Source organism: Streptomyces sp. KR80 (assembly GCF_052245555.1).
Taxonomy (GTDB): Bacteria; Actinomycetota; Actinomycetes; order Streptomycetales; family Streptomycetaceae; genus Streptomyces.
The window spans coordinates 139,462-162,092 of record NZ_JBQQCD010000017.1; the positions used below are offsets into that span (position 1 = coordinate 139,462).

General features: G+C 71.3%; 23 protein-coding genes. 5 read left to right on the forward strand and 18 right to left on the reverse strand.

Annotated features, from left to right (window positions below; translation table 11 throughout):
- Positions 1-36: 36 nt before the first annotated feature.
- The 15 genes from ACTWQI_RS22830 to ACTWQI_RS22900 all read right to left on the reverse strand — a co-directional run bounded on the left by ACTWQI_RS22830 (position 37) and on the right by ACTWQI_RS22900 (position 13,537).
- Positions 37-1,335 carry an ATP-grasp domain-containing protein gene (locus tag ACTWQI_RS22830; RefSeq protein WP_443273235.1) on the reverse strand — a complete coding sequence of 433 codons (1,299 nt, stop codon included), beginning with the start codon at positions 1,333-1,335 and terminating at the stop codon, positions 37-39.
- The gene (locus ACTWQI_RS22835; RefSeq protein WP_443273238.1) at positions 1,335-1,682 is read right to left on the reverse strand and encodes an AzlD domain-containing protein; all 348 of its coding nucleotides are present in this window, start codon (positions 1,680-1,682) and stop codon (positions 1,335-1,337) included. Before ACTWQI_RS22835 ends, ACTWQI_RS22830 begins: the two co-directional genes overlap by 1 nt.
- Before the next feature lies 1 nt (position 1,683).
- A complete protein-coding gene (locus ACTWQI_RS22840) occupies positions 1,684-2,469 on the reverse strand; it encodes an AzlC family ABC transporter permease (protein WP_443273240.1) in 786 nt (261 codons plus the stop codon).
- On the reverse strand, positions 2,462-2,776 hold the full coding sequence (locus tag ACTWQI_RS22845; protein WP_443273242.1) for an acyl carrier protein: 315 nt from the start codon (positions 2,774-2,776) through the stop codon (positions 2,462-2,464). Before ACTWQI_RS22845 ends, ACTWQI_RS22840 begins: the two co-directional genes overlap by 8 nt.
- Complete coding sequence (locus ACTWQI_RS22850) at positions 2,773-4,215, reverse strand: DegT/DnrJ/EryC1/StrS family aminotransferase (RefSeq protein ID WP_443273244.1); 1,443 nt, start codon at positions 4,213-4,215, stop codon at positions 2,773-2,775. Before ACTWQI_RS22850 ends, ACTWQI_RS22845 begins: the two co-directional genes overlap by 4 nt.
- Complete coding sequence (locus ACTWQI_RS22855; protein ID WP_443273246.1) at positions 4,212-5,294, reverse strand: BtrH N-terminal domain-containing protein; 1,083 nt, start codon at positions 5,292-5,294, stop codon at positions 4,212-4,214. The genes ACTWQI_RS22850 and ACTWQI_RS22855 overlap by 4 nt, the downstream gene beginning before the upstream one ends.
- Positions 5,291-5,896 (reverse strand): hypothetical protein, encoded by a 606-nt coding sequence (locus tag ACTWQI_RS22860; RefSeq protein ID WP_443273248.1) that lies wholly within the window; start codon positions 5,894-5,896, stop codon positions 5,291-5,293. Before ACTWQI_RS22860 ends, ACTWQI_RS22855 begins: the two co-directional genes overlap by 4 nt.
- Positions 5,896-6,867, reverse strand: coding sequence for a GNAT family N-acetyltransferase (locus ACTWQI_RS22865; RefSeq protein WP_443273250.1), 972 nt, complete (start codon positions 6,865-6,867; stop codon positions 5,896-5,898). Before ACTWQI_RS22865 ends, ACTWQI_RS22860 begins: the two co-directional genes overlap by 1 nt.
- A complete protein-coding gene (locus ACTWQI_RS22870) occupies positions 6,860-8,218 on the reverse strand; it encodes a M20/M25/M40 family metallo-hydrolase (protein WP_443273252.1) in 1,359 nt (452 codons plus the stop codon). The genes ACTWQI_RS22865 and ACTWQI_RS22870 overlap by 8 nt, the downstream gene beginning before the upstream one ends.
- A 40-nt stretch (positions 8,219-8,258) precedes the next feature.
- Positions 8,259-9,545: a cytochrome P450 gene (locus tag ACTWQI_RS22875; RefSeq protein WP_443273254.1), complete on the reverse strand. Its 1,287-nt coding sequence runs from the start codon at positions 9,543-9,545 to the stop codon at positions 8,259-8,261.
- Positions 9,542-11,365, reverse strand: a complete 1,824-nt coding sequence (locus tag ACTWQI_RS22880) for an amino acid adenylation domain-containing protein (RefSeq protein WP_443273255.1) — start codon at positions 11,363-11,365, stop codon at positions 9,542-9,544. Before ACTWQI_RS22880 ends, ACTWQI_RS22875 begins: the two co-directional genes overlap by 4 nt.
- A gap of 11 nt (positions 11,366-11,376) precedes the next feature.
- Positions 11,377-11,592 (reverse strand): MbtH family protein, encoded by a 216-nt coding sequence (locus ACTWQI_RS22885; protein WP_443273257.1) that lies wholly within the window; start codon positions 11,590-11,592, stop codon positions 11,377-11,379.
- Between the two features lie 115 nt (positions 11,593-11,707).
- Positions 11,708-12,493, reverse strand: coding sequence for a hypothetical protein (locus ACTWQI_RS22890; protein WP_443273259.1), 786 nt, complete (start codon positions 12,491-12,493; stop codon positions 11,708-11,710).
- 60 nt (positions 12,494-12,553) lie between these two features.
- On the reverse strand, positions 12,554-13,234 hold the full coding sequence (locus tag ACTWQI_RS22895) for a LuxR C-terminal-related transcriptional regulator (RefSeq protein WP_443273260.1): 681 nt from the start codon (positions 13,232-13,234) through the stop codon (positions 12,554-12,556).
- A 42-nt stretch (positions 13,235-13,276) separates the two neighbouring features.
- Positions 13,277-13,537, reverse strand: a complete 261-nt coding sequence (locus tag ACTWQI_RS22900; RefSeq protein WP_443273262.1) for a hypothetical protein — start codon at positions 13,535-13,537, stop codon at positions 13,277-13,279.
- 384 nt (positions 13,538-13,921) lie between these two features.
- Here ACTWQI_RS22900 and ACTWQI_RS22905 point away from each other — a divergent pair, with 384 nt between their 5' ends.
- The 3 genes from ACTWQI_RS22905 (at position 13,922) to ACTWQI_RS22915 (ending at position 18,016) form a co-directional block, all read left to right on the forward strand.
- Positions 13,922-15,133, forward strand: coding sequence for a helix-turn-helix domain-containing protein (locus ACTWQI_RS22905; protein WP_443273263.1), 1,212 nt, complete (start codon positions 13,922-13,924; stop codon positions 15,131-15,133).
- A 320-nt stretch (positions 15,134-15,453) separates the two neighbouring features.
- Positions 15,454-16,533: a hypothetical protein gene (locus tag ACTWQI_RS22910; protein ID WP_443273265.1), complete on the forward strand. Its 1,080-nt coding sequence runs from the start codon at positions 15,454-15,456 to the stop codon at positions 16,531-16,533.
- A gap of 430 nt (positions 16,534-16,963) precedes the next feature.
- Positions 16,964-18,016: a chitinase gene (locus ACTWQI_RS22915; protein WP_443273266.1), complete on the forward strand. Its 1,053-nt coding sequence runs from the start codon at positions 16,964-16,966 to the stop codon at positions 18,014-18,016.
- 106 nt (positions 18,017-18,122) lie between these two features.
- On the opposite strand, the gene ACTWQI_RS22920 is transcribed toward ACTWQI_RS22915, so the two are convergent.
- Together ACTWQI_RS22920 and ACTWQI_RS22925 are read right to left on the reverse strand one after the other, a co-directional pair.
- On the reverse strand, positions 18,123-18,329 hold the full coding sequence (locus ACTWQI_RS22920; RefSeq protein ID WP_443273267.1) for a hypothetical protein: 207 nt from the start codon (positions 18,327-18,329) through the stop codon (positions 18,123-18,125).
- 12 nt (positions 18,330-18,341) lie between these two features.
- Positions 18,342-19,712, reverse strand: a complete 1,371-nt coding sequence (locus ACTWQI_RS22925) for a ferredoxin reductase family protein (RefSeq protein ID WP_443273269.1) — start codon at positions 19,710-19,712, stop codon at positions 18,342-18,344.
- 444 nt (positions 19,713-20,156) lie between these two features.
- Here ACTWQI_RS22925 and ACTWQI_RS22930 point away from each other — a divergent pair, with 444 nt between their 5' ends.
- Complete coding sequence (locus ACTWQI_RS22930) at positions 20,157-20,774, forward strand: LAETG motif-containing sortase-dependent surface protein (RefSeq protein ID WP_443273271.1); 618 nt, start codon at positions 20,157-20,159, stop codon at positions 20,772-20,774.
- 277 nt (positions 20,775-21,051) lie between these two features.
- Entirely contained in the window at positions 21,052-22,092 is a 1,041-nt protein-coding gene (locus ACTWQI_RS22935) for a DUF1152 domain-containing protein (RefSeq protein WP_443273306.1), read from the forward strand.
- A 19-nt stretch (positions 22,093-22,111) separates the two neighbouring features.
- On the opposite strand, the gene ACTWQI_RS22940 is transcribed toward ACTWQI_RS22935, so the two are convergent.
- The gene (locus tag ACTWQI_RS22940) at positions 22,112-22,594 is read right to left on the reverse strand and encodes a hypothetical protein (protein ID WP_443273273.1); all 483 of its coding nucleotides are present in this window, start codon (positions 22,592-22,594) and stop codon (positions 22,112-22,114) included.
- Positions 22,595-22,631: the final 37 nt, after the last annotated feature.

The window sequence follows — 22,631 nt, forward strand, 5'->3', positions numbered from 1 at the left end:
TCCGGAGGTGTGGACGCCGTGCTGACCCCCGGGCGCTCAGCGGCGGTAACCGACCCGGAGCGTTGCGTCGAGTGCGTCGAGCGTCGCGCCGAGCGCCGCGTGGTCGGGGGCCTCGCCGTAGACGATGGCCGCGAAGCTCTGGGTGCCCTGGCGCCAGTCCACCGGTTCGCCGGGCCTTCTGACGATCTCCACCCGGGCGATTCCGGGAAGGGCACGGGCGTCCTTCGCGCCGGTGACGGCGGCGACCGAGCGCGCGTCCAGGGGCGGCGGGGCGAAGCGCTGAAAGGCGATGCGCGAAGCCCGGCTGCCAGGGGCGTCCGTACGGCCCGCGGGCGCGTCGATCCGCTCCGGTACGGGGCCGTCCGCGGCCAGCGCGTTCTCCAGCGCGATCCGCAGCATGTTCACCCCCGCGGCCCGGCCCACGAGGTCGTTGACGAAGCCGCCGAGCCTGCCGTTGACCTCGATCAGCCGCGGCCCGTCCGCGGTGAGTTTGAACTCCGTGTGGGTGACCCCGGAGCGCACTCCGAGGACTCGCAGCGCCTCGTCCGCGGCGGCCACCACGCGGTCGGCCATGGCCGCGTCGAGCGTGCTGGGGAAGAACACCCCGCTCTCCCGGAACGGTTCGGCGAGCGGCAGCTTCCCGGTGATCCCCACATGCGCAATCCGCTCGCCGTCCACCACCGACTCCACGGACACGTAGTCGCCCCACCGCGCTCCGGCCACCGACTCCGCGCCGATCAGCCGCTCCTCGGCGATCAGCCGGTCCTCTCCGGCCGCCAGCAACCCCCGCGCCGTGGTACGGAACTCCTCCTCGGTGTCCACCGGAAACGCGCTCCGGCTGCCGGCGCCCCGCCGCGGCTTCAGGACGGCCGGCAGCCCCACGGCCGACAGCGCCGCCTCGATCCCTTCGGCTCCGTCGGCGGCGGACAGCGCGGCGAACCGGACGGCCGCCACCCCGGCGGCGGCGAGCCATTGGCGCTGCCGCAGTTTGTCGGCCAGCCGCTCCGCCACCGCTCGGGAGTGGAAGCGCAGTCCGAGCGCCGCCGCCAGCTCGGCGGTCACCTGCAGCCGGTCGTCGGTGAACGTGGTGATGCCCTGTACGTCGAGCTGCTTCAGCCGCTGTGCCGTGTCGCCGACTCTGCTGCCGTCCGCCGGACCGTCCGGCTCCATGGGGAGGACCGTGCCGATCCGTTCCAGCACCGGAAGGGAGGCCGCCGCATGGGGCGAGGACGGGTCCAGCACCAGCACGACGTCGCACAGCCCGTTCGCGGCGAACGCGATCTCCAGCGGGCTGACCGCCCCGTTCTCATAGACCACCGCCAGACGCGGTTTCATCACACACCTCTCAGTCGGACGACCACGAAGAAGACCGCCACGCCGAGTGCGGTGGCGAGCAGCATCCGCTTCGTGAGCAGACCCGCCCCCAACGTCACCGCGCCGCCCGCCAGCGAGGCCACCTCCAGATCCGGGACTCCGTCCCCCTCCGGGGCGATGACGGCGGGAACCACCATCGCGGCCAGCACGGCGACCGGCACATAGCCGACCGCCGAGCGGAGCGCCCCGGGCAGCTCCCGGCCACGCAGCAGCACGAGCGGCAGCCAGCGGGTCGCGAACGCGCACCCGCCCATGGCGAGCAGCAACAGGACCAGACCCACACCCGGCGGACCAGGGATGTCGGCCATGTCAGGCCACCTCCTTCCGCCGCCATTCGCACAACGCCCCCGCCGCGGCACCGCACAGCACCGCCGCGATCAGGCCGAGGTTGTGCGGCAGCGGGCGGGCGAGGAGGGCCACAAGTCCGGCGACCGACGCGGCGGTCCACAGCCGCCAGCCGACCAGCGCGGTCGCCAGCATGGCGATGAACACCGCCGTCATGGGGAAGTCGAGCAGCCCCGTGAGGGACGTGCCGGGAGCCGCCGAGCCGAGCGCCATGCCCAGCAGCGTCGAGCCGGTCCAGTTCGCGTACATTGCCGCGGAGCAGCCGAGGAAGAACCAGGACCTGGCGCGCGGGTCGCCGAGCCCCGCGCGGTAGCGCTCCATGGCCGCGAAGAACACGGCGTCGACCAGGCCGAAGGCGAGCAGCGCACGCCACCGCCGGGGCAGGCTGCCCAGGTGCGGGCGCAGCAACGTCGCGTAGATCAGCATCCGCAGGCTCAGCACGGTGACGGTCAGCAGCACCACGGGCCAGCCGACTCCCGCCCGCAGCAGCTGGATGGCGGCGAGCATGGCCGTACCGGAGTTGACCGCCATGGCCATGCCGAGGGTGCCGAGCGCGCCGAGGCCCGCCGCGAGCCCCGCCGCCCCGGCGATCAGGCCCATGGGGAAGGCGGAGAGCATGAACGGCACCATGGCGCGGCAGCCGTCCCGGAACTCACTGGCGGGTGAGCCGGGGGGTCCGGGCGCGGCAGGGGCTGCGTGGGAGACGGGCGGCGGAAGGGAGGCGCCGCCGCCCGTCGGCTCGTCAGGCACCGGGCGCCGTCTGCTGCTCGTGGAGCAAGCGCAGCGCCTCCTCCTCCGACAGGTCCTCGATGGCGGCGAGCAGCCCCTCCTCGACCAGCTCGGTGAGCCGGTTGACGCTCCCCTCCGCGAACACGACCGTCAGCGGCAGCGCCACCCCGAACGCCTCCTCGATCCGGGTCATCAACTGCACTGCCTGCAGGGAGGTCCCACCGGCCGCGAAGAGGCTGTCGTCGGGGTCGATCTCGTCCGCCGGCACCTCGAAGATCTCCTGCCAGATGCCGGTCAGCTCGTCCCGGAGCCGTGCCTGGGTGCTCATCGGCATTTCCCTTCGGAGGACTCCGCCGACCCGGCGGACGCCTGCGGCTCCGTCGGCCCGAAGGCCCGGGCCCACTCGGCCTCCGCGGTCTTCGCGGCCTGCTCCCACGGCGGGGTGTACGGCAACGAGGCGGCGTACTGGGCGATCGTGTCCCGGTGTTCCCAGACCTTCGCGAACGCGTCGGCGTAGCGGTCGAGCAGCGGACCCGCCCCCGGGTGCAGATGGGCCTTCTGGATGGTGAAGGAGTCGTCGATCACCCGGAGCGTCACCGGGAAGTCCGCCTCCCGGTAGGGCCGTTCCGGCACTCCCGGCAGCGCCCACGGGTGGCCGCCGAGCCCCCGCCGCTCCCGGAAGACCCGCTGCGCGGGCAGCGGCATCAGCTGGTAGGGCGCGGCGGGCACGCCCTCGGCCCGCAGGGCCCGCTGTACGGCGGCGCGCAGTGGGCCCGCGAGCCGGTCCGCCAGGCCGAAGGCCGCGGCGTCGACGCGGAAGCGCAGGATGTGCCAAGCGTGGGTACGGTCCTCGGGCACCTGGGGCGGCAGGAAGCCAGGCAGCTCCGCGATCCGCGCCAGCAGCTGCCGTACGTTCTCGTCGCGCTGCTTGGCCTCCTGCGGGAAGCGCTCCAACTGGCTTCGGGTGAAGGCGGCCTGGACGGCGCCCGGCTTGTTGTTCCAGCCGAGCATGTGCGAGACGTAGGAGCGCTCGCCGCGGTCGGGGATCAGCTCCCCGAACTGCCGCAGCATGGTCGCCCGGGTGGCCAGCTCCGGGTCGTCGGTGGTGATCAGCCCGCCCTCGCCGCAGGTGGCGAGATTCTTGCTGACATTGAGGCTGAAGGTGTTGATCGCGCCCATCGAGCCCGCCTGGCGGCCTCGGTACTCGGCGCCGTGCGCCTGCGCCGCGTCCTCGACGACGGCGATGCCGTGCCGGGCCGCGATGGCGCCGATCTCGTCCATCTCGGCGGGCAGGCCGTGCAGATGGACGACCACGATCGCCTTGGTGCGCGGGGTGATCGCGGCCTCGACCGCCGCCGGGACCATGTTGAACGTCCTGGGGTCGATGTCCACGAACACCGGCACCGCCAGCAGATGCAGCGGGGCCGCCGCGGTGGCGATGAAGCTCAGCGCGGGCACGATCACCTCGTCGCCCGGCTCGACGCCGAGGGCGCCGAGGGCGAGCGAGATCGCCGCGGTGCCGTTGCCGACCGCGACGCAGTGGCGGGTGCCGACCTGCCGGGCCCAGTCGCTCTCCAGCGCGGGGATCTCCCGCTCGCCGGAGGAGGCCGAGGTGAAGCGGCCGGACGCCAGCACCCGGCGGACCGCCTCCTCGTCCTGCTCCGTCACCGCCGGCCAGGCCGCGATCCGCAGTTCCCTGGGCACGGCCCGGCAGCCGCCGAGCATTGCGAGCCCGTCGCGCCCGGTCGCGCCCTTCTGTGCCGTCACAGTGCTGCCCTCTCTTGTTCGAGTGCGACCAGGACGCTCTCCTGGTCCTGCAGAAGTGCGTGGACCCGCCGGGCGAGGCGCTGTGCGTCGAGCCCGCCGTCGCGGGTGAGCGCCGCCATGATGCGGACCGCCGACCAGTGGTGGGCCATCCGGTCCACCGCGCGGGCCTGCTCCACGAGGCCGGGGGCGTCCAACGTGCGCCCGGCGTGGGCCAGCCAGTCGGCGTGCACCGCCGTGCCGGCGAGTACGGCACCGGAGGCCACGAACAATTCGTCCCGGATGTCCTCCCCGGCGCCCAGCCGCTTGACGGTGTCCTCCAGGAACGCCTGAAGGCCTGCCAGGCCCGCGTACGCGTCGCCCGTCGCCGGCTGTGCGAAGTGCGCGAGGTTGAGTCCGATGATCCGGGCGGCCTCGGCCCGGTCGAGGACCGGGAAGTCTCCCGGCTCGGCGTCGAGTTCCAGCGACAGCCACCGGTTGCCGATCCGCACCCCCGTGAAGAACATGTCACGCTCGTGCACGAGCTCGTTGCCCGAGTCGCGGGCCGCGGTGAGCTCCTCGATACGGATGTCGCCGTGGAAGGCGGGCGGCACCGCGTCGAGCACCCGGACCGTGCCGCGCGCCTCGTCGAAGCCGTGCACCACCACCAGGTGGTTGGAGTGCACGTCCTGGTACGCGGGTCGGAACGGCAGGTGGTAGTTGTCGACCGCGACGGCGACCGGAGTGCCGCCGGCCACCGCCTCCCAGACCTCCCGTCGCCCCGCCGCCGCGTCGGCGGGCCGGTGCCAGCGCGAGCGCACCGGGTGGTACGGCGCCAGCGCGCCCAGTAGTGACTCCCCGCTCGCGCACGGGTAGTAGTACTCCTCGCGGCGGACGCCGTCGGGGAAGTGGCGGAAGGTCCAGGCCGCGCCGAGGACCGGAAGTGCCGGTATTCCCCGGTGCTCCAGCAGGGTGGCCAGGCAGCCGTGCAGACAGCCGCCCAGATCGTGCCGCCACGGACGCACGTTCTCCAGCAGGACCTTCGGCGGCAGGTTCGCCGGCAGATGCTTCTCCGGCAGCTCCTTCGTGTGCCGGGTCTTCATACCGTGACCTCCTGCGCGGCGGGGACGAGGGTCATCGCGAACAGGTGGACCGCCGGGTTGTCGGGCAGCCGTACGGCGGTCAGCTCGCTCGCCCGCGGCACCGGCACCCGCTGGCGCCAGATCACCGGCCCCATCCGCCGCTCGATGTGGCGCGGGTAGTGCATCCGCGTGCAGCGGTACGCCGCGCTCTCGCCGAAACGGGACGCGGTCTGCGGCCAGAAGTCGGACACCCGCAGCCACTCCGGGTCCACGGCACCGCATCCGTAGTGCAACAGCAGCTGGTCCTCGGTGCGGCGCTCGGCTGCGGCGAGCAGCTGGATCCAGTCGTACCGCCCGGCGGGCAGCTCGACCAGCTGACCCGCGCAGCGCACGTTGTCGGGCTCCCCGGTGGGGCCCGCCGGGAAGCGGAACGGGACGCCGTCCACCACGACCGGCCCCGCGGAGGGCAGTTCGTCGGCGGGGAAGGTGTTGCCCCAGATGTTGAACGCGCCGTCGGACAGCCGGCCGGGGCGGGTGATCCCGGTGTTGTCGGCGTATCCGGAGAGATCCACCGGCACGGCCTGCGCCTCGCGGCGGCCGGCCTGGAGAAGGAGCTGAGCCATCAGGTCCACCTGACTGCGGCAGTAGGGACAAGGGAGGGTGCCGGCGGCGGGGTGACGGGCAGCGCCGCGGACCGGTCGATGCCGTCCAACGGCGGCTCCGCGCCGGGCACCGGCCGGTACCGGGCGTGCAGCCGCGGATCCACGGTGCGCGGCATGACGTGGGCGCGCAGCCCACCGCGGTCGGGCGGAAAGCACACCGTCCCGTCACCGGTGCGACGGCCGAGCGCGGCGAACCGGCGGACCAGGGCCTCGCGTTCGTACGGCTGCGCGTCTCGCCACACATCGATTCCGGCCAGCCGGGCGCCGGGCGGCACCGCGGTGTCAGGGAAGGGGGGCCGGGTACCGTCGCCCTCGCCGTACTCCACGACGGCCACCAGGTCGGTCACCGTCAGCAGCCACACCACCAGCAGGACACCCGGCCCACCGGCGGGCGGCACCCAGGGCAGTGGGTGCGGCAGCACCGGCGCCCCCGGGCGGCGCTCCATGGTGACCTCGGTCAGCGGCTTGTCGCCGCTCGGCCAGTGCCGTATGGCTCGGAAGCCCAGCCGTGCGTAGAGCGAGGGCAGACAGCGCTCCACCACCGCGTCCAGCCGGATCACCGGTACGCCGTGCTCGGCCGCCGCCGCGTCCACGGCATCGAGCAGCGCACGGGCCACTCCGCTGCCGCGGACGGCCGGGACCACCGAGACGCGGGCCACCGCCCAGGCGCCGTCGCGCTGTTCGGTGACGCGCAGCGCGCCGACGGGCTCGCCCGTGGCGTCCTCGGCGAGCCACACCGTGGCGCCCCGCCGGAGGTCGGCGAGTACGGCGGCCTCCGTCTCCCGGGCGCCGTCGGGGACCGGGAGGCCGGGCAGCGGGTCGGAGTCCCGGTACGCCGCCCTGGTGAGGGCCGCGATCCCGGTGGCCCGGCGGTGCGTGGCGGACAGCGGAGCGATCCTGAAGTGCGGTGCCGTGCCGCGGCGTTCAGTCATGGCCGATCAGCAGCTCGTGGAAGCAGTCGGCGCCGAACTCGAGCGCCGATGCGGCGATGCGCTCGTCCGCACAGTGCAGCCGCCCGCGATAGGAGGTCCCGGGGTCGTGCAGCAGCGGCAGCCACCCGTAGCACTGGATGCCGAGCCGTGGGAACAGCCGGGCGTCCGTGGACGCGGTCGTCACCATCGGCACTGGGACGCCTTCGGGGTCCTTCGCGCGCAGGATTCCGGCGAGCCGGTCGTAGAAACCGTCGAGCCGCGGCGGTGGCATCAACTCGCCCTCGACGAGCAGTTCGAGACCCATCTCACACCCGGTGCGGGCGCGCAGCGCGCCAAGGAACTCGTCCGTCGTGAAATCGCCCGGGAGCAGCCGGCCGTCGAGCTCGACCTCGATGCTCGCGGGCAGCACGTTGGTGGCCGTACCGCCCCGGATCACCGTGGCGTTGACCGTGTGCCGGACGAGCGAGCGCAGATAGCGGGCGTCGGTCTCGTCGATCCCGTCCAGCGCGGACGGGTCGTCGGGGTCGGCCCGGAAGGCGGCGATGCGCCCGCTCACCGGCTGGGGCAGCGCGCCCGCCAGCTCCTGGAGCATCCGGTCGACCACGGGGGTCAGCTGCGTGTCCAGCCCTCCGCCGTCGATGGCGGTGAGCAGCCGCTGGAGCTTGTGCGCCGCGCCGGCGGGGCCTGCGGCGCGGGAGGCGTGGCCTCCGGTGCCGTGCAGGGTGGCGCGAACCCAGGCGGCGCGCTTCTCGGCCACCACGATCGGGTGCAGCCGCACCTGCCGGCCGAGCCCGAGCTCCGCGCCGCCGTCCTCGCCGACCGCGTACCGGACACCGTTGAACAGTTCGGGATGCCGCTCCACCAGGAAGCGGGCGCCGGCACCGCTGCCCGCCTCCTCGTCCGCGACCACGGCGAGGATCACGTCCCCGGCGGGCGGGGTGCCCGCGGCGCGCAGCCTGAGCAAGGCGGCCAGCATCATGGCCAGCTGCCCCTTCATGTCGACGGCGCCGCGGCCCCATACCTCGCCGTCCACCAACTCCCCGCCGAAGGGCGGCCTGCTCCAGTCCTGGCCGGCCACCGGGACGACGTCCACATGGGCGTGCAGCAGCAGGGGTGGTACGAGCCCGCGCCCGGGCAGCCGGGCGATCAGGTTGGGGCGCCGCGGGTCCAAGGCGAGCAGCCGGGTCTCCAGACCCGCGGCGTCGAGCAGATCCCGGACCCACTCCACGCAGGCGGCCTCGTCACCGGGCGGGTTGACGGTCTCGAACCTGATCAGCCGCTGGGCGATCCCGACCGGCCCGGACGGAAGGTGGTCGGGCAGCGCCGTGCGGGATGCCACTGGGGACGCCATCGTCAGCCTCTCCTCGCTGTGCTGTCGGTCATCTGAGGGGTCATACGGCGGCGAGCCGGTCCCGGGCCGCGCTCTCCAGCAGCTCCGCCGCCCCGTCGCGCAGTACGGCGGTCAGCGGCAGGTGCTTGATCCCGGCGACGAAGTTCGACTCCAGGTGCTCCACCGGGCCCGCGACCGCGAACTCCCCGACCACCCTGGTGATCTCCTCGAAGAGCAGGTTGAGGGCGATCTTGGCGAGCGGTGCGCCGATGCAGTAATGCGGTCCGAACCCGAAGGCGACATGCCGGTTGGGGCGCCGGGTGATGTCGAACCGGTACGGGTCGGGGAAGACCTCGTCGTCCCGGTTCGCCGAGCCGAGCCAGGTCACCAGGGCATCGCCCTGCTTGATCGGCACGTCCTGCAGCACCAGGTCGTGCACCGCGTAGCGCATGAAGTGGTTGGCGGGCGAGGACCAGCGCAGCCCTTCGTCGACCGCGCCGGGTACGAGGGCGGGGTCGGCAAGCAGCCGCCGGTACTCGTCGGGGTGCTCGATCAGGGCGAGCACGGTCGAGGCGATGGCGTGCGGCGTGGTGACGTTGGCACCCAGCAGCAGGCTGTAGCAGTTGTAGACGATCTCGTCGTGCCGCAGCCTGCGCCCGTCCGCCTCCATACCGATGAGGAAGCCGATGAGGTCGTCGTCCCCGCCCGGGTGCCCGCGCACATGGCGCGAGAAGTAGTCGAACAGTTCGTGGTGGGCCGCGACGAGCGTGCCGTGGCTGCTGCCCTCCCGGAACTCCACGTCCGACGGGGCGATGGCCATCGTGGTGAGCTTGGCCAGCCGCGGCCAGTCCCGCTCCGGGAGACCCATCAGGGCACCGGTGAACGCCATCGGGAAGTCGGCCGCGGCGGCCCCGATGTCCCAGACCCCGCCGTCCAGCAACGGCGCGAGCATCCGGTGCACGATCCGCCGGACCTGTGGCCTGCGCTCCTTGAGCGAGCGATGCGACATGACCTTCATCAGCGGCTCGCGCATGGCGGTGTGCACCGGCGGGTCGCTGGCGGCCATCATCTTGCTCCCGGCCGGGTCGTCCGTGCCGAGGATGCTCAGCAGCGTGCCCCGGCTGGAGGTGAACCGGGTGTGGTCCCGGAGCACGTCGTTGACGTCGCGGTACTTGGTGACCGACCAGAACGACCGTCCGTCGGCGAGGGTCTGCCGGTGGACCGGGGCCCGCTGCCGCAGCACATGCCAGATGGCGTGCGGGTCGCCGTGCGCGTACAGCCCGGGGTCGAAGAGGTCGACCGAGTCGAGGTCGATCTCCGGCTCGCCGACGGGAATGCTGATCCTCACGGTGTCATCCCCTCCGTCCCACGCAACCTCTCGACCGCCTCGGCGAGTTCGGACACGGTCGGGTTCTCGTAGAAGTCCCGGGGCCGGATTTCGACATCCCACAGCGCGGCGATCTCCGCCGTGATCCGCGTGGCCATCAGGGAGTGGCCACCCAGCTCGAAGAAGTCGTCGTCGACGCCCACGTCGTCGATCTCCATCAGGTCGCCCCAGATCGCGGCGAGTGCCTCCGCCACCTCGCCCTGCGGAGCGCGGTAGTCGGTGCCGACGTCCGGGCGCTCCCGGGTGACGAGCCGGCCCAGCGCCGTACGGTCCACCTTGCCGTTGGGCGTCAGCGGCAGCGCCGTGACCCGGACGAACGACGCCGGGACCATGTACGGGGGCAGCGTCGTGCCCAGCGAACGGCGCAGCTCGGGCACCGAGATGCCCTGGTCGCAGACGTAGAAGGCGACGAGTCTGCGGCCGCTGCGCTCGTGCTGCTGGGCCACGACGGCCGCATCGCCGATCTCCGGTCGGGCCAGCAGCGCCGCCTCGACCTCGCCGGGCTCGATCCGGAAGCCGCGGATCTTGACCTGGTTGTCGGCCCGGCCCAGGAACTCCACCGTGCCATCGGGGCGGCGGCGTACCAGGTCGCCGGTGCGGTAGAGACGTCCGCCCGGCCGGGGGCCGAAGGGGTCCGGGACGAAGCGCTCCGCGGTCTGCGCGGGCCGCCCCAGGTAGCCCAGGGCCACGCCTTCCCCGCCCGCGTACAGCTCACCCGCCTCGCCGCCGGACACCGGCCGCAGCTCCTCGTCGAGCACATAGACCTGGGTGCCGGTGATGGGCACTCCGATGGGCACGGTCTCCGACTCGACCGGCTCGGTCATCACATGGCAGCAGGTGAACGTGGTGTTCTCGGTGGGCCCGTAGCCGTTGACGATCCGGCTGCCGGGCAGCGCGGCGAGCGCCTTGTTCACGTGCGCCACGGACAGCACATCGCCGCCGGCCAGCAGCTGCCGTACGCCGGAGAGCCGGTGGATGGGGCCCTCCACCATCTGGTGGAACAGCCCCGCGGTCAGCCACAGGATGGTGACCTCTTCCTGCTCGACCGTCTCCGCGAGCTGGTCGAGGGTCGGCTCGTACGGTGGGAAGACGACGAGCCTGCCGCCGTTCAGCAGCGGCGCCCAGATCTCCAGCGTGGAGGCGTCGAAGGCCAGCGGCGCGAACTGCAGAACGGCGTCATCGGGGCCCACGGTGAGGAAGTTCGGCTCGATGACCAGGCGGAGCACCGCGCGGTGCGGGACCACGACCCCCTTGGGGGAGCCGGTGGATCCCGAGGTGTACGCGACGTACGCCGGACTGTCCGGGTCGGCGGGCAGCCCGAGGTCCGTACCGGAGTAGCGGTCGAGGCCGGCCGCGCCCAGGCGGTCCAGCACGACCGTCTCCTCGGCGAGTCCATCGAGCCCGCCGAGGAGCCGCTCCTGGGTCAGCAGCACGGTGATGCCCGCGTCGGTGAGCAGGGTGCGGTGCCGCTCGCGCGGCTGCCGGGGGTCCAGCGCGACGTAGCCGCCGCCCGCCTTGAGCACGGCGAGCAGGGCGACGATCACCTCGAGCGAACGCTCGGCGCAGATGCCGACGTTGTCGCCGCGGCCGACGCCGCGGTCGCGCAGCAGCCGGGCGAGACGGTTGGCCTGGGCGTTGAGTTCGGCGTAGCTGATCCGTTCGGTTCCGCAGCTGACCGCGGTCGCTTCCGGGACCAGGGCCGCGTGGCGTTCGAAATGCTCATGGACGGAATGCGCGGTCCCGCTGCGCACCGGTTCACAAATATCGGCAGTGGTAGTCATCCTGAAATCCTTCAGGCTGTTGCGGTGGATGCCTGGCGGAGGCTCAGTGGGCGCATATCCGTCCACACCTCGTCGACGTACGCCAGGCATTCGGCCTTGTCGCCCTGCTTGCCCGCCTCCTGCCAGCCCTGCGGAACCGGCTTTCCGACGGGCCAGATGGAGTACTGCTCCTCGTGATTGACCACCACGGAATAGACTGCGGAATCGGAATCCACGGATGCGGTCATGGTGGTTTCCCCTCTCCTGCGATTCTCCTGCGAGCACGTGATGTCAGCGACTTCCGGAACGCTATTCGGCAGGGCGGGAGTTGCGCGTCCACGCAGCGGTGGAATCCCGTCGGGCTCAGGTGTGGACGCGCAACGCACCAGACGTAGCCGTGTCGTTGACGGCGGCCCAGACGGCCGAGGCGTGGGCGACGAGGGAACCGTCCGCGGCGTACAGCGCCGTGGCGTTGACCGCGGTGCGGCCCGAGCGGCGGATCTGCCGCCCCAGGACGACGTACGGCCGCCCCACGACCGGCCGCCCGGCGATCCGCGCGGTCATCCGGCTGAGCACCATGGGCTCCCTGCCCGGATCGGCCGTCCAGCCGCCGGGGCAGTCCAGCACGCTCCACACGACCGCCGGGTGAACCGCGCCACCGGCGTCGGCGACGGAGTGGTCCGGCGTCCAGACGCAGGCGACGGTGGCGGGCCCGTCCGGCAGCGGACCGGGGGTCAGGCGCAGCCCGTCGCCGACGGCCCGGTCGACGCCGCAGACGAAGCAGGTGCGGAAGGGGTGGCCCGGCTCGCCCCGGAAGCCGCGTGCCGCCTGCTCCGCGGCTGCTGCGGACACCGGGCCGAGCACGTCGAGGTCGCCGGGGCCGGCGGCGGCGACCGTGGCGATCAGCTGCTCGCCGTGGCGCACCTGCGAGCGGCGCGGGCCGGGGCAGAACTCCAGAGCCGTGTCGAGCGGTGGCGGCGCGAGGAGCGTGACGGCGGCCCCGGGGCCGTGCGCGGATGCGCCGAGCCCGGCGAACACCCCACAGGCGTAGCCGCCGTTGGCGGTCGTCGGCGGGCCGTTGAACCGGGCGGGAATGGTGAACATGGTGCGGTCGGTGGCCTGGCCGGCCCCGACGGGCTCATCCGGCACGGACGAGTCCCCCTTCCTTGTCTCTGCTGGCTCGTCCGGCTCGGACTCGTCCGTCGGCGCTCAGGCGGCGGCCACTTCGCTCATCAGGCCCGCCTGGTAGGCGAAGGCCACGAGCTGAGCGCGGTCCTTGAGGTCGAGCTTGTGGCGGATGCGGTGCAGGTGGGTGCGCACGGTGCTGATGCCGATGTAGAGCTCGCCTGCCACGTCTTCGATCGACATGCCCCGCCCGATGTAGGTGAGGACCTCGCGCTCCCTTCTGGTCAGCGCGCCAACCTCCGGTCGTACGGCCGTGCGGGGTGTGGCGCCGCGCTCGCGGAACCAGTGGACGAGCCGGTCGACGATCTCGGGGCCGAGGACCGTACGGCCGCGGGCGACAGCGCGGGTCGCAGCGATCACCTCGTCACTGGTGGCGTCCCGGCTGACCAGGCCCTTCGCACCGACGTGCAGCAGGTCCTGGACCATCTCGTCGGTGTAGCCGGAGTGGAACACCACCGCGTGCGGCGGGGCGACCGGGCCGCCTGCGCCGTCCGCGCGGAGCCTGCGGATCAGGTCGAGGCTCGGTTCGACGTCCGCGAGGCCGATCAGCACCACGTCCGGGCGGTGCGTGCGGGCCAGCACCACGGTCTGCATGGAGCTGTCCGTGGTCGCCACCACGTCGATGTCGGGCAGGGCGTCCAGGAGGGTGTGTAAGCCCTCCCTCATCAGCGGCAGTTGGTCACAGATCAAGACTTTGATGGGCACGTGATCGGTCCTGTCCTCACTGCTGGGCCGTTGCTTCGGAGATCACGGCCAGTCGATGTCGTCAGGAGAGCCGACCGGACCGGCCTGGAGCGCGGCCGGCGCGGACCAGCCGACGTCGAGAGCCGCGGCGGCCTGGGGCGACCGGCCGGTGTGCGGCCAGCCGATCCCGGTGCCGACGGCTGCCGTCAGGGCGAAGAGGCCGGCTGCGCCGGCGATCGCAGATGTACGGGCTGCCTGCTGGAACTTCTTCACGTCGTCCCCCGTCTGGGTGAGGAGTTCTGCGGCGGGATGGCCCGGATCCACCGGGCTATGCCCTTGTGTTGCCAAGGAACCTAGCCCCAGCAGATCTTACTTGGCAAGAATTTTCCAACACTTGGAAACACTCTCACTATCGCATGAGGCCACGAGGGCACGGATCTGAAACGCGGAGACATGCAGGTTCAGCCGTGTCGCGCTGATCCGGTTCCGTGAGCAGTGGGCAACCGGCGGAGGGCCGAGTAGATCCACACTCTCCGCCAGTTGACAATGACTTGCCACGTGGTTGCCGATAAGCTAACCTGCCATTGCCGCCGACCCGGTCAGAGCCGCCCGGGTGATCCGGCGGGGAAGCAGTTGCTTCTGTGCCCGAAGCAGGGCCTCAGGGCGGGGGACTGTGGCCGGTCCGTACGATCACTGAGGACTCATCACGTGCTGGAACAACCGTCCTTCGGCCGACGACTCAAGCATCTGAGAGTGCAGCGCGGCCTCTCGCAGGCCGTACTCGCCGGCGACGGCATGTCCACCGGCTATCTGTCCCGTCTGGAGTCCGGAGCCCGCCAGCCCACCGAGCGCGCTGTGGCGTACCTCGCCAATCAACTCGGCGTGACCCCCGCCGACTTCGAGGAGCCCCAGGCCCAGTCGCTGGCACAGGCCCTCGCGGTCGCGACCTCGGCCCAGACGGACGACACCGTTCTCGCGCTGCTCGATGCCCTGGCGGCCGACCGTCAGGACCAGGACCCGGCGCTCCGCTGGCAGGCGCTGTGGCTGCTCGCCCAGTTGAAGCGACAGCACGGCGAACGGGACGCCGAACTCAGCTACCTCACGGAGCTGGTCGAGCTCGGTGAGGACCTGGCGCTCCCCGAACTGTGCACCCGCGCCCGCACCCAACTCGCCCGGTGTCTCCGCTCCACGGGCGACATCGCGCAGGCCACACAGATCGCCGCAGCCGCCTACGCCACCGCCCGGGACAGCGGGCTGTCCGTACCCGACACCGCCTCCGCGCTGCTGGCCCTCGTATCCGTCGAGGCCGAAGCCGGCCGGCTGCCGGACGCCCGCGCCCACGTCGACGAGCTGTGCACCCTGACCAAGGGGGAGTCCGGCGTCCTCCCGGTCGAGGCGCTGTGGACCGCGGCGATCGTGCGGCTGCGGCAAGGCGACCAGACGGAGGCGCGGGAGCTGCTCGAAGCGGCCCTGGAACTCATGGACAGCCGCGCCGACCTGATGCTGTGGATGCGACTGCGCCTGGCCGCGGCCTCCCTGTACCTCCAGCTCACCACGCCGTCCACGGAGGACGCCCGGATCCGCCTCGACGAGGCGCAGACCGCACTCCAACTGATCGGCAACCCACTCCACCTCCAGGAGATGACCACGCTCCAGGCCCAACTCGCCTTCCTCGAGGGCCGCTACAAGGAGGCTCGTGCGCTGTACGACAGTCTGGACGGTGCCGACCTGCGCCTGACCTTCCGCGACCAGATCAGGCTCACCGTCCTCCACAACCGCCTCCTCGTCCTGGAGGGCCGCGCCGACGAGGGCATCCGGAACCTCCAGGCCCTCGCACAGCAGGCCCAGGACGCCTCCAACATCGACCTGGCCGCCGAGATCTGGCGCATCCTGGCGCAAACCCTCGCCGAAGGCCGATGAGGCAATAGGGTCGGATGGGTGGCGTCATCGGCGTGCCAAACCTTACGTATTGGTGACGCCTTTTCATTGTTAACGGATGTGCGCCGCCAAATGGACCGCGTCACACCTCTCCGGTAGCGTTCCGTGCGGCCAAACGGTCGTTGACGTTTGAGTGGACCGAATAGCCCGATCTCCATGGGCATCCGGGCTGCCTGGATTGCAGTTGATTCTCGAGAAATAGTGCCGAGACCCATCATGACGCTGTGTCGGCTGGATCATTTGCGCCAACCATGCCCCCTGCCCGTCGAATACGGCGAGAAACGGAGAGGGACGTGCGGAACATGCGGAATTCACGTGTCGTCGGTGGTGCAGCCGTGCTCGTGGCCGCGGCGCTGGTCGGTGGCGTACCGGTATCGGCCTCCGCCGCGGGCTCACCCGCTGCGGTGAACGCCGCGGGTGCCCTTGGCGATGCCTGGGGCATCAACGACAGCGGAGTGATCGTCGGATACGCCGGGTCCAAGACCGGTGGGATCTGGGACGATACGGCCCGCCCAGTGCGATGGGACCCCGATGGCACCGCGAAAGACCTGGGCACCCTGCCCGAGCACAAGTGGGGCTGGGCGGACGCGATCAACAACAAGGGCACGATCGTCGGCATCTCAGGCTACTTGACCGACAATCAAATCCACGGAAACGCGGTCAAGTGGAACGCCGACGGCACCATCACCAAACTCGCCGCGCCGCCTGATGAAACCTACGGCGAGGCCCGGGCCATCAACGACGCCGGAGTGATCGTCGGCCGAGCCAACGGCACCGACGGCGACGACTGGGGCGACAAGGGAGTGAAGTGGGATGCCGATGGCACCCGCACCGCTTTGACCAAGCCGGCCGGCGCCGGCGTTGTGTACGGTGAGGACATCAACTCGAGCGGCGCGATCGTCGGTATCTACCAGAAATTCGACCACAGCGTCCACGCGGTGCGATGGACCCCTGCCGGAATCCCCGTCCCGCTGGGTACGGTTCCTGGTGAGGTGGACAGCTACGCGATCGGCATCAACGACAAGGGAATAGCCGTCGGTTACACCTACGACGACAAGACCTACCGCGCCGTGCGGTGGAACGAGGCAGGCATCGCGACCGTGCTGAAGGGCCTGCCCGATGCGCACAGTACAGCCAAGGCGATCAACGCCGATGGCACGATCGTCGGCAGCTCCGGGGGACACGCCGTGCAGTGGGCTCCCGACGGCACCATGACCAAACTGCGCAAGCTCTCGGACGACGCGGGCCACGCAGCCAATGGGATCAACGCCGACGGCGTGATCGCGGGTCGGTCGACCAACACGAAGGTGCATCCCACGCGGTGGGCCAAGGACGGCACCCCCACCCACCTCCCCGCCATCCCCCAGCCCGCCGAACACTGAGGTGTACCCCGGGGGACGCCCTCAGTGCGCCCGGCTGCAGGCAGCGGCGCCGTAACTCCGAGTTGGTCCAGACCTATTGACGGGAGGTCTGGACCACTTTACCGTTCAAGAGAATTACCTCACGTAAGTCTCCAGGCCGCCACAGCCCAGGAGGTAAGCGTGTCGACCGGAGCGTTTCCTCTCGTGCTGGCCACGCTCACGCTCGTCGGTCCTCTCGTCACCATGGGTGTCCCACCTCAGCTACGCCTCCGCGCACCTCGACCCCATCGCTGATCTCCATCGGCGGTCGGGCGGAGACCGCGGGAACGATCCTCGACTCGGACGGCCCGCGACGAGACCGGCGGCTGCGAGCAACTCCCCCGGAGTCAGGCTGGCATGGACACCTTCGCCGACTCGGTGGCGGGCGGCCATGACGAGAAGGGAGCACAGCATGATCGGTCGGAGGTCACGTCTGCTGGGGGCCGGCCTGGCACTCGCCTGTTTCGTGCAGGTACTCGTCGCCGCGACGCCGAGTGCGGCGCAGGACGAGACGTGCGCGGTCAAGTCGAAACCCGCGGGGAAGGTGCTTCAGGGGTACTGGGAGAACTGGGACGGCGCGAAGAACGGCGTTCACCCGCCGTTCGGATGGACTCCGATCACGGACTCCCGCATCAGTCAGCACGGCCACAACGTCATCAACGCGGCCTTCCCGGTCATCCTCTCGGACGGCACCGTCCTGTGGGAGGACGGGATGGACAAGGACGTCAAGGTCGCGACCCCCGCCGAGATGTGTGAGGCCAAGGCGGCAGGGGCCACGATCCTGATGTCCATCGGCGGTGCGGCGGCCGGTATCGACCTCGGCTCCCGCGCGGTCGCCGACCGCTTCATCGAGACCGTGGTGCCGATTCTGAAGAAGTTCAACTTCGACGGTATCGACATCGACATCGAGACCGGCCTCGTCGGCAGCGGCAACATCAACGAGCTGTCGACCTCGCAGGCCAACCTCATCCACATCATCGACGGCGTGCTCGCCCAGATGCCCTCGAACTTCGGCCTGACGATGGCGCCCGAGACGGCGTACGTCACCGGGGGCAGCGTCACCTACGGCTCGATCTGGGGTGCATACCTGCCCATTGTGAAGAAGTACGCGGACAACGGCCGGCTCTGGTGGCTGAACATGCAGTACTACAACGGCAGCATGTACGGATGTTCCGGCGACTCCTACTCCGCCGGCACAGTCGAGGGCTTCGTCAAACAGACGGACTGCCTGGACAAGGGGCTCGTCGTCCAGGGCACGACGATCAGGGTGCCCTACGACAAACAGGCTCCGGGACTTCCGGCCCAACCGGGCGCCGGCGGCGGCTACATGTCGCCCGACCTGGTGTCGCGGGCCTGGAGGCACTACAACGGCGCGCTGAAGGGCCTGATGACCTGGTCGATCAACTGGGACGGGTCGAAGAACTGGACGTTCGGCGACAACGTGAAGGCCCTGCAGGGCCGCTGACGTCGGCCGGGGTTCCGCCCGGCGGATCACCCGACCGCCCTCGTGCCATCTCACTCGGCACGAGGGCGGTCGTTCGCGTCCCGAGGAACCGAAAGCGCCAACCGGTCTAAGGAGCCGCCTGGGGTCCGGGGACGGAGACGGGAGCGCGGTCCGGGGACGGCGGGGCGGCCGGGTCGACCAGGACCGACAACAGCGTGGCGGCGACGGCGCTCACGCCGACGATGCCCGCGGCCAGCTGCCGGCCGGCGCGGTCGCCGGGGGCAGGGGCAAGGACAAGGGCAAGGCGGCGGCGCGGCTTGCGATGTCGGCCCATGGCTCGGCTCCCTCAAAGACTGAAGTTCTCGGAATGGATACGGGACTCGGGAACGCCCACCCTGATCAGAGCTGCGGTGGCGGCGTCGGCCATGCCGGGTGGTCCGCACAGATAGACGTCGTGCTCGGCCACGTCCGGAATCAGCTCGCGCAGCGCCTGCGGGGCGAGCGGGTCGTAGGCGGCGTCCGAGCGGCCGAGCAGATAGTGCAGGCCTGCCTGCCGGGTCATGGCGATCTGCTCGAGCTCCTCCCGCAGCACAAGGTCGTCGGCCGTGCCCGCCCGGTAGAGCAGGGTGATGTCGCCCGGACCGCCCGGCAGCGTCTCGAAGAGGGCCCGCATCGGTGTGATCCCGACCCCGCCCGCGAGCAGCAGCACCTTCCGCTGGGTGCGCCGGTGGGCGGTCATCGCCCCGAAGGGGCCGGTGGCCAGCACGCGGGTGCCGGGCCTGAGACGCCGTATCCGGCGGGAGTGGTCGCCGAGCGCCTTGACCGTGATCCGCAGAGTGTCGTCCTTGACCGGCGCGGAGAGCGAGAAGGGCAGCGCGGTACGCCAGAGCCTGCGCCGCAGAAACCGCCAGCGGAAGAACTGGCCGGGCTCGGCGCGCAGTTCGTCCAGGCCGACGCCCTGCATGACGACGGAGACGACGCCGGGGCCTTCGGCGCGTACCTCCAGGACCCGCAAGCTGTGGCGGCAGGCCTGGCGTACGGGGACGACCACCCGGTACCAGAGCAGCAGGACGCTGACGGTCGCGTGCATCATCGCCCAGAACCAGCAGATCAGCATGGAGCCCGCCACATCGGGCCCCACGAGCTGGTGCGCGAAGGCGAGCGCCGCGCCGACATACGTGAGCAGATGGAGGGCCCGCCAGATCTCGTGCGGCACCCGTCGGCGTACGGCACGGGCCGAGGTGATCCCGACCGCGACGAGCAGCACAGTGCCCGCGGTGGCGGCCGCCAGGCCGCCGTAGCCGAGCAGGCCGGTGATAGCGCTCAGCAGATCCATACCGGTGTGGGCGGCGTATCCGCACACGGCGAGGACGGCGTGCACGAGGCAGAGGCCGAGCACATGGCGCCCGCCGAACGCATGCCAGCGTGCGAGCCGGTCGGCCCCGACACCGTGCTCGATGGCCGGTACGCGGGCCATGAGCAGCAGCATCACGAGGATCCCGTACCCGGCGAGCAGACCGGTGAGGTGCGCGCCGGTCGCGAAGAGCGCGTCGAGCCGGACGGAGGTCTCGACCTGCACGGCCCAGAGAGCGGTGACGGCTCCCGCACCGGCCAGCAGCCAGTACCGCAGGGAACGCGGAGAGACCCGCAGCGGTTCCGGAACCGGCGGTGGCGCGGTGCGAGGGGACGCTTCCAACGAACCAGGATGCGTGGACATAGCCAGGGACCCCGCGAGCTGTGAGTCAGCGGCCTCGATCGTCACGACCGCCAAAATAGGCCCCGCGGGACCGGGCAATAAGCTGGCCGGCGCCGGACTTCAGATCCTTAAGGCCCCCTTGAGGATCGGCTCAAAGACGGTTAAGGCGCGGCCGCCCCCAGCCGTCCCGCACTCACTCCTGAAGGGCCGTTACCTGGGGAAACGGCCGTGATCGGACGATTGACACCCGCCCCGCACGCTTCGGACACATACCCCGAACTCGTGGTGGTCGACAGCGGATCGGCAGGGACCGCGGTCGGCGGAGCCCGCGATGTGACGGAAGGCGCTGAATGGCCACTCCGAAGCCGCCTCGAGCCCGGGGGCGCGTGCGGGCCGCGAGCGCGGGAGCAGTACTGTGCCGCACGCACTCTCCTGTGACCGGCGATACACCTGCGTGGAGGATCCATGAGCGCATTACTCACATCCTGGCGGCGCCCGGCCCCCGTCCTCACGGCCGTGGCCGCGGGCCTGATCGGGGTCGGCCTGTTCGCCACCCCGGCCTCCGCCCACACTCCGAAGTGGACCGTGACCTGCTCGGAGGTCAGCGTCGACCTCACCGACTACGAAAGCAAGGTCACCAACACGGTGACCATCACGGTGGACGGCAAGGACCTGCTGCCCACCGAGAAGTTCGGCAGCGAGTTCCACAAGAAGCTTCAGCTTCCCCGCCACAGCAAGGAGGCGTCCGTACGCCTCGTGGTGAAGGCCGGTGACGGCGACCAGTTCAACCACGACGACACCAAGACCTCACCGGTGTGCGAGGACAGTCCGGAACCCACGACTGCACCGTCGTCGCCGTCCGCGACCCCCTCGGACACCCCGTCCGAAGACGCCCCGGCCCCCGGCGACGAGGCGCCCAGTTCCGCTCCCGCGGCTCCGGCCGGCAAGGATCCGTCGGACGACCTGGCCGAAACCGGCGCTTCGAGCTCCACCCCGGTCATCGCCGGCACGGCTGCCGCCGTTCTGCTCGCCGGCGGCGGGATCCTCCTGGCCACCCGCAAGCGCCGTGCGGCGCGTCACTGATCGGCTGGACGTTCACGTCCGTGCCCGCGCGGTCATCCCGATCCGCGGGCACGGCACGCCGACGTGATTCGGCTGATCACTCAGGCGGCATGACCTCGCCCGAACGGCACCGGCCCCGGTGCCTGGACGGCGTCACCCGTCGGGCGCGCCCTGCGACGCACCGTCCGGCAGGTGGCCGAACGGAGGGTGAGCGGACGGGCCGCGAACCCGTACGCTGACGCGCGTGACGCGCTTGATCGTGGCAGCCGGAGGAGGGGGCGACGCAGTCGCCGCCGCCATGGTGGACGCCGTCCTGTACGGAGGCGACAGTCCGGCGGTGATCCTCACCTACGCCTGGGACCGGCTGCTGATCGACCCCGTGCCGGGCCCAAGAGGACCGGCCAACTTCACCGGCCTGAGGCCACTGACGCCGAGGGTCCACGCCGTGCCCCCCGAAGCGAAGCCGATCGCCCCGGCGGGCTCGACACTGCCCCGGCTCGCCGCCGAACTGCCGCACACCTTCGCCCTCATCGACCCCCACCACGGCGTGCAGGGCATCACCCGCGAGCTCGAGGAACTCATCGAGCACCTCGCCCCGGAGACGATCGACCTCCTCGACGTCGGAGGCGACATCCTCGCCCAGGGCGACGAACCCACACTCCGCAGCCCACTCGCCGACGCGCTCACGCTCGCCGCGTGCTGCCGGATCGACGCGCCGGTACGGCTCCTGGTGGCCGGGCCCGGCCTCGACGGCGAACTCCCTCCCGACGAAGTGCGCAGCCACTTCGGCCCACGCGTCCTGACGCTCACTCCCCGGCACGTCGAGGCCACCGGCTCCGTACTGGACTGGCACCCCTCCGAGGCGACGGCCATGCTCATCGCCACCGCACGAGGCGTGCGCGGCCGGTGCGAGGTCCGCGACGCCGGCCTGCCGGTGGCACTGACCGACGAAGGCCCCACCGTCCACGAGGTCGACCTGGACGAGGCGCTGGGGCGCAACCGGCTCGCTCGCGCCGTCCACGCGACGACCAGCCTGGAAGAAGCCGAACAACACAGCCGGGACATCTGCGGGTACTCGGAGATCGACGACGAGCGCGACAAGGCCACGTGGCTCGGCACCCGGCCGCAGCGAACACTCGCCCCCGATGCCGTATGGCGCGATCTCGACCGGTTCGAGGCCGACGCCCGCAGCCGCGGAGCCACCCATACGACGTTCCGCCGGATCACCGAGGCGCTCGGATTCGGCGGCGCCCAGCGCCAGGACCTCCGAACCCTGCTGATCAGCGGTCGCCCCGAGCGGTACACGCCCCCACTCTGGCGCCTCGCACCACGCAGCTGAGCGAGCCCTCCACGCCCGGTCAGGCCACCGCGTGGATCGCCAGCTTGAACTGGGCGTGCACGATCTTTCGTGGTGCTCTGTCGTTGTGCCGTACCAGGAAGGCCAGCGGCGTGCCGCGGCGCACGAAGATCTCCCAGTGCTTCGCCCGGTGCTGGCCACCCGGGGTCGGCGATGCGTCCTCCGTGCACGTCGAGTCGTAGCCGTCGGCGAGGTTGAGAGGGTCGCGGACGAAGCGGCTGCGGATCTCGGTGTAGCGGCCGTCCTCCCAGTAGACCAGCGCGCTGAGCGAGCCCCACCCGCCAACCGCCGGCCAGATCAGTCCCGACCGGTCGTCGGTACGCCAGTTGGTGACCCGGTGGCCGTCCGGCTGCAGCACCTGGTGCATGCGGTGGGCGTCGGACGCCTCGGCTGCGCCGAACGGGAACCGCACGATGTGGTACCGGCCGTCCGCCGGGACGGACTGCGGCTCGTCGACGATCAGAGAACAGACGTGGACAGACACCGTGGCCTCCTCGGCGATGCGCTGCGGACGCAGCCGG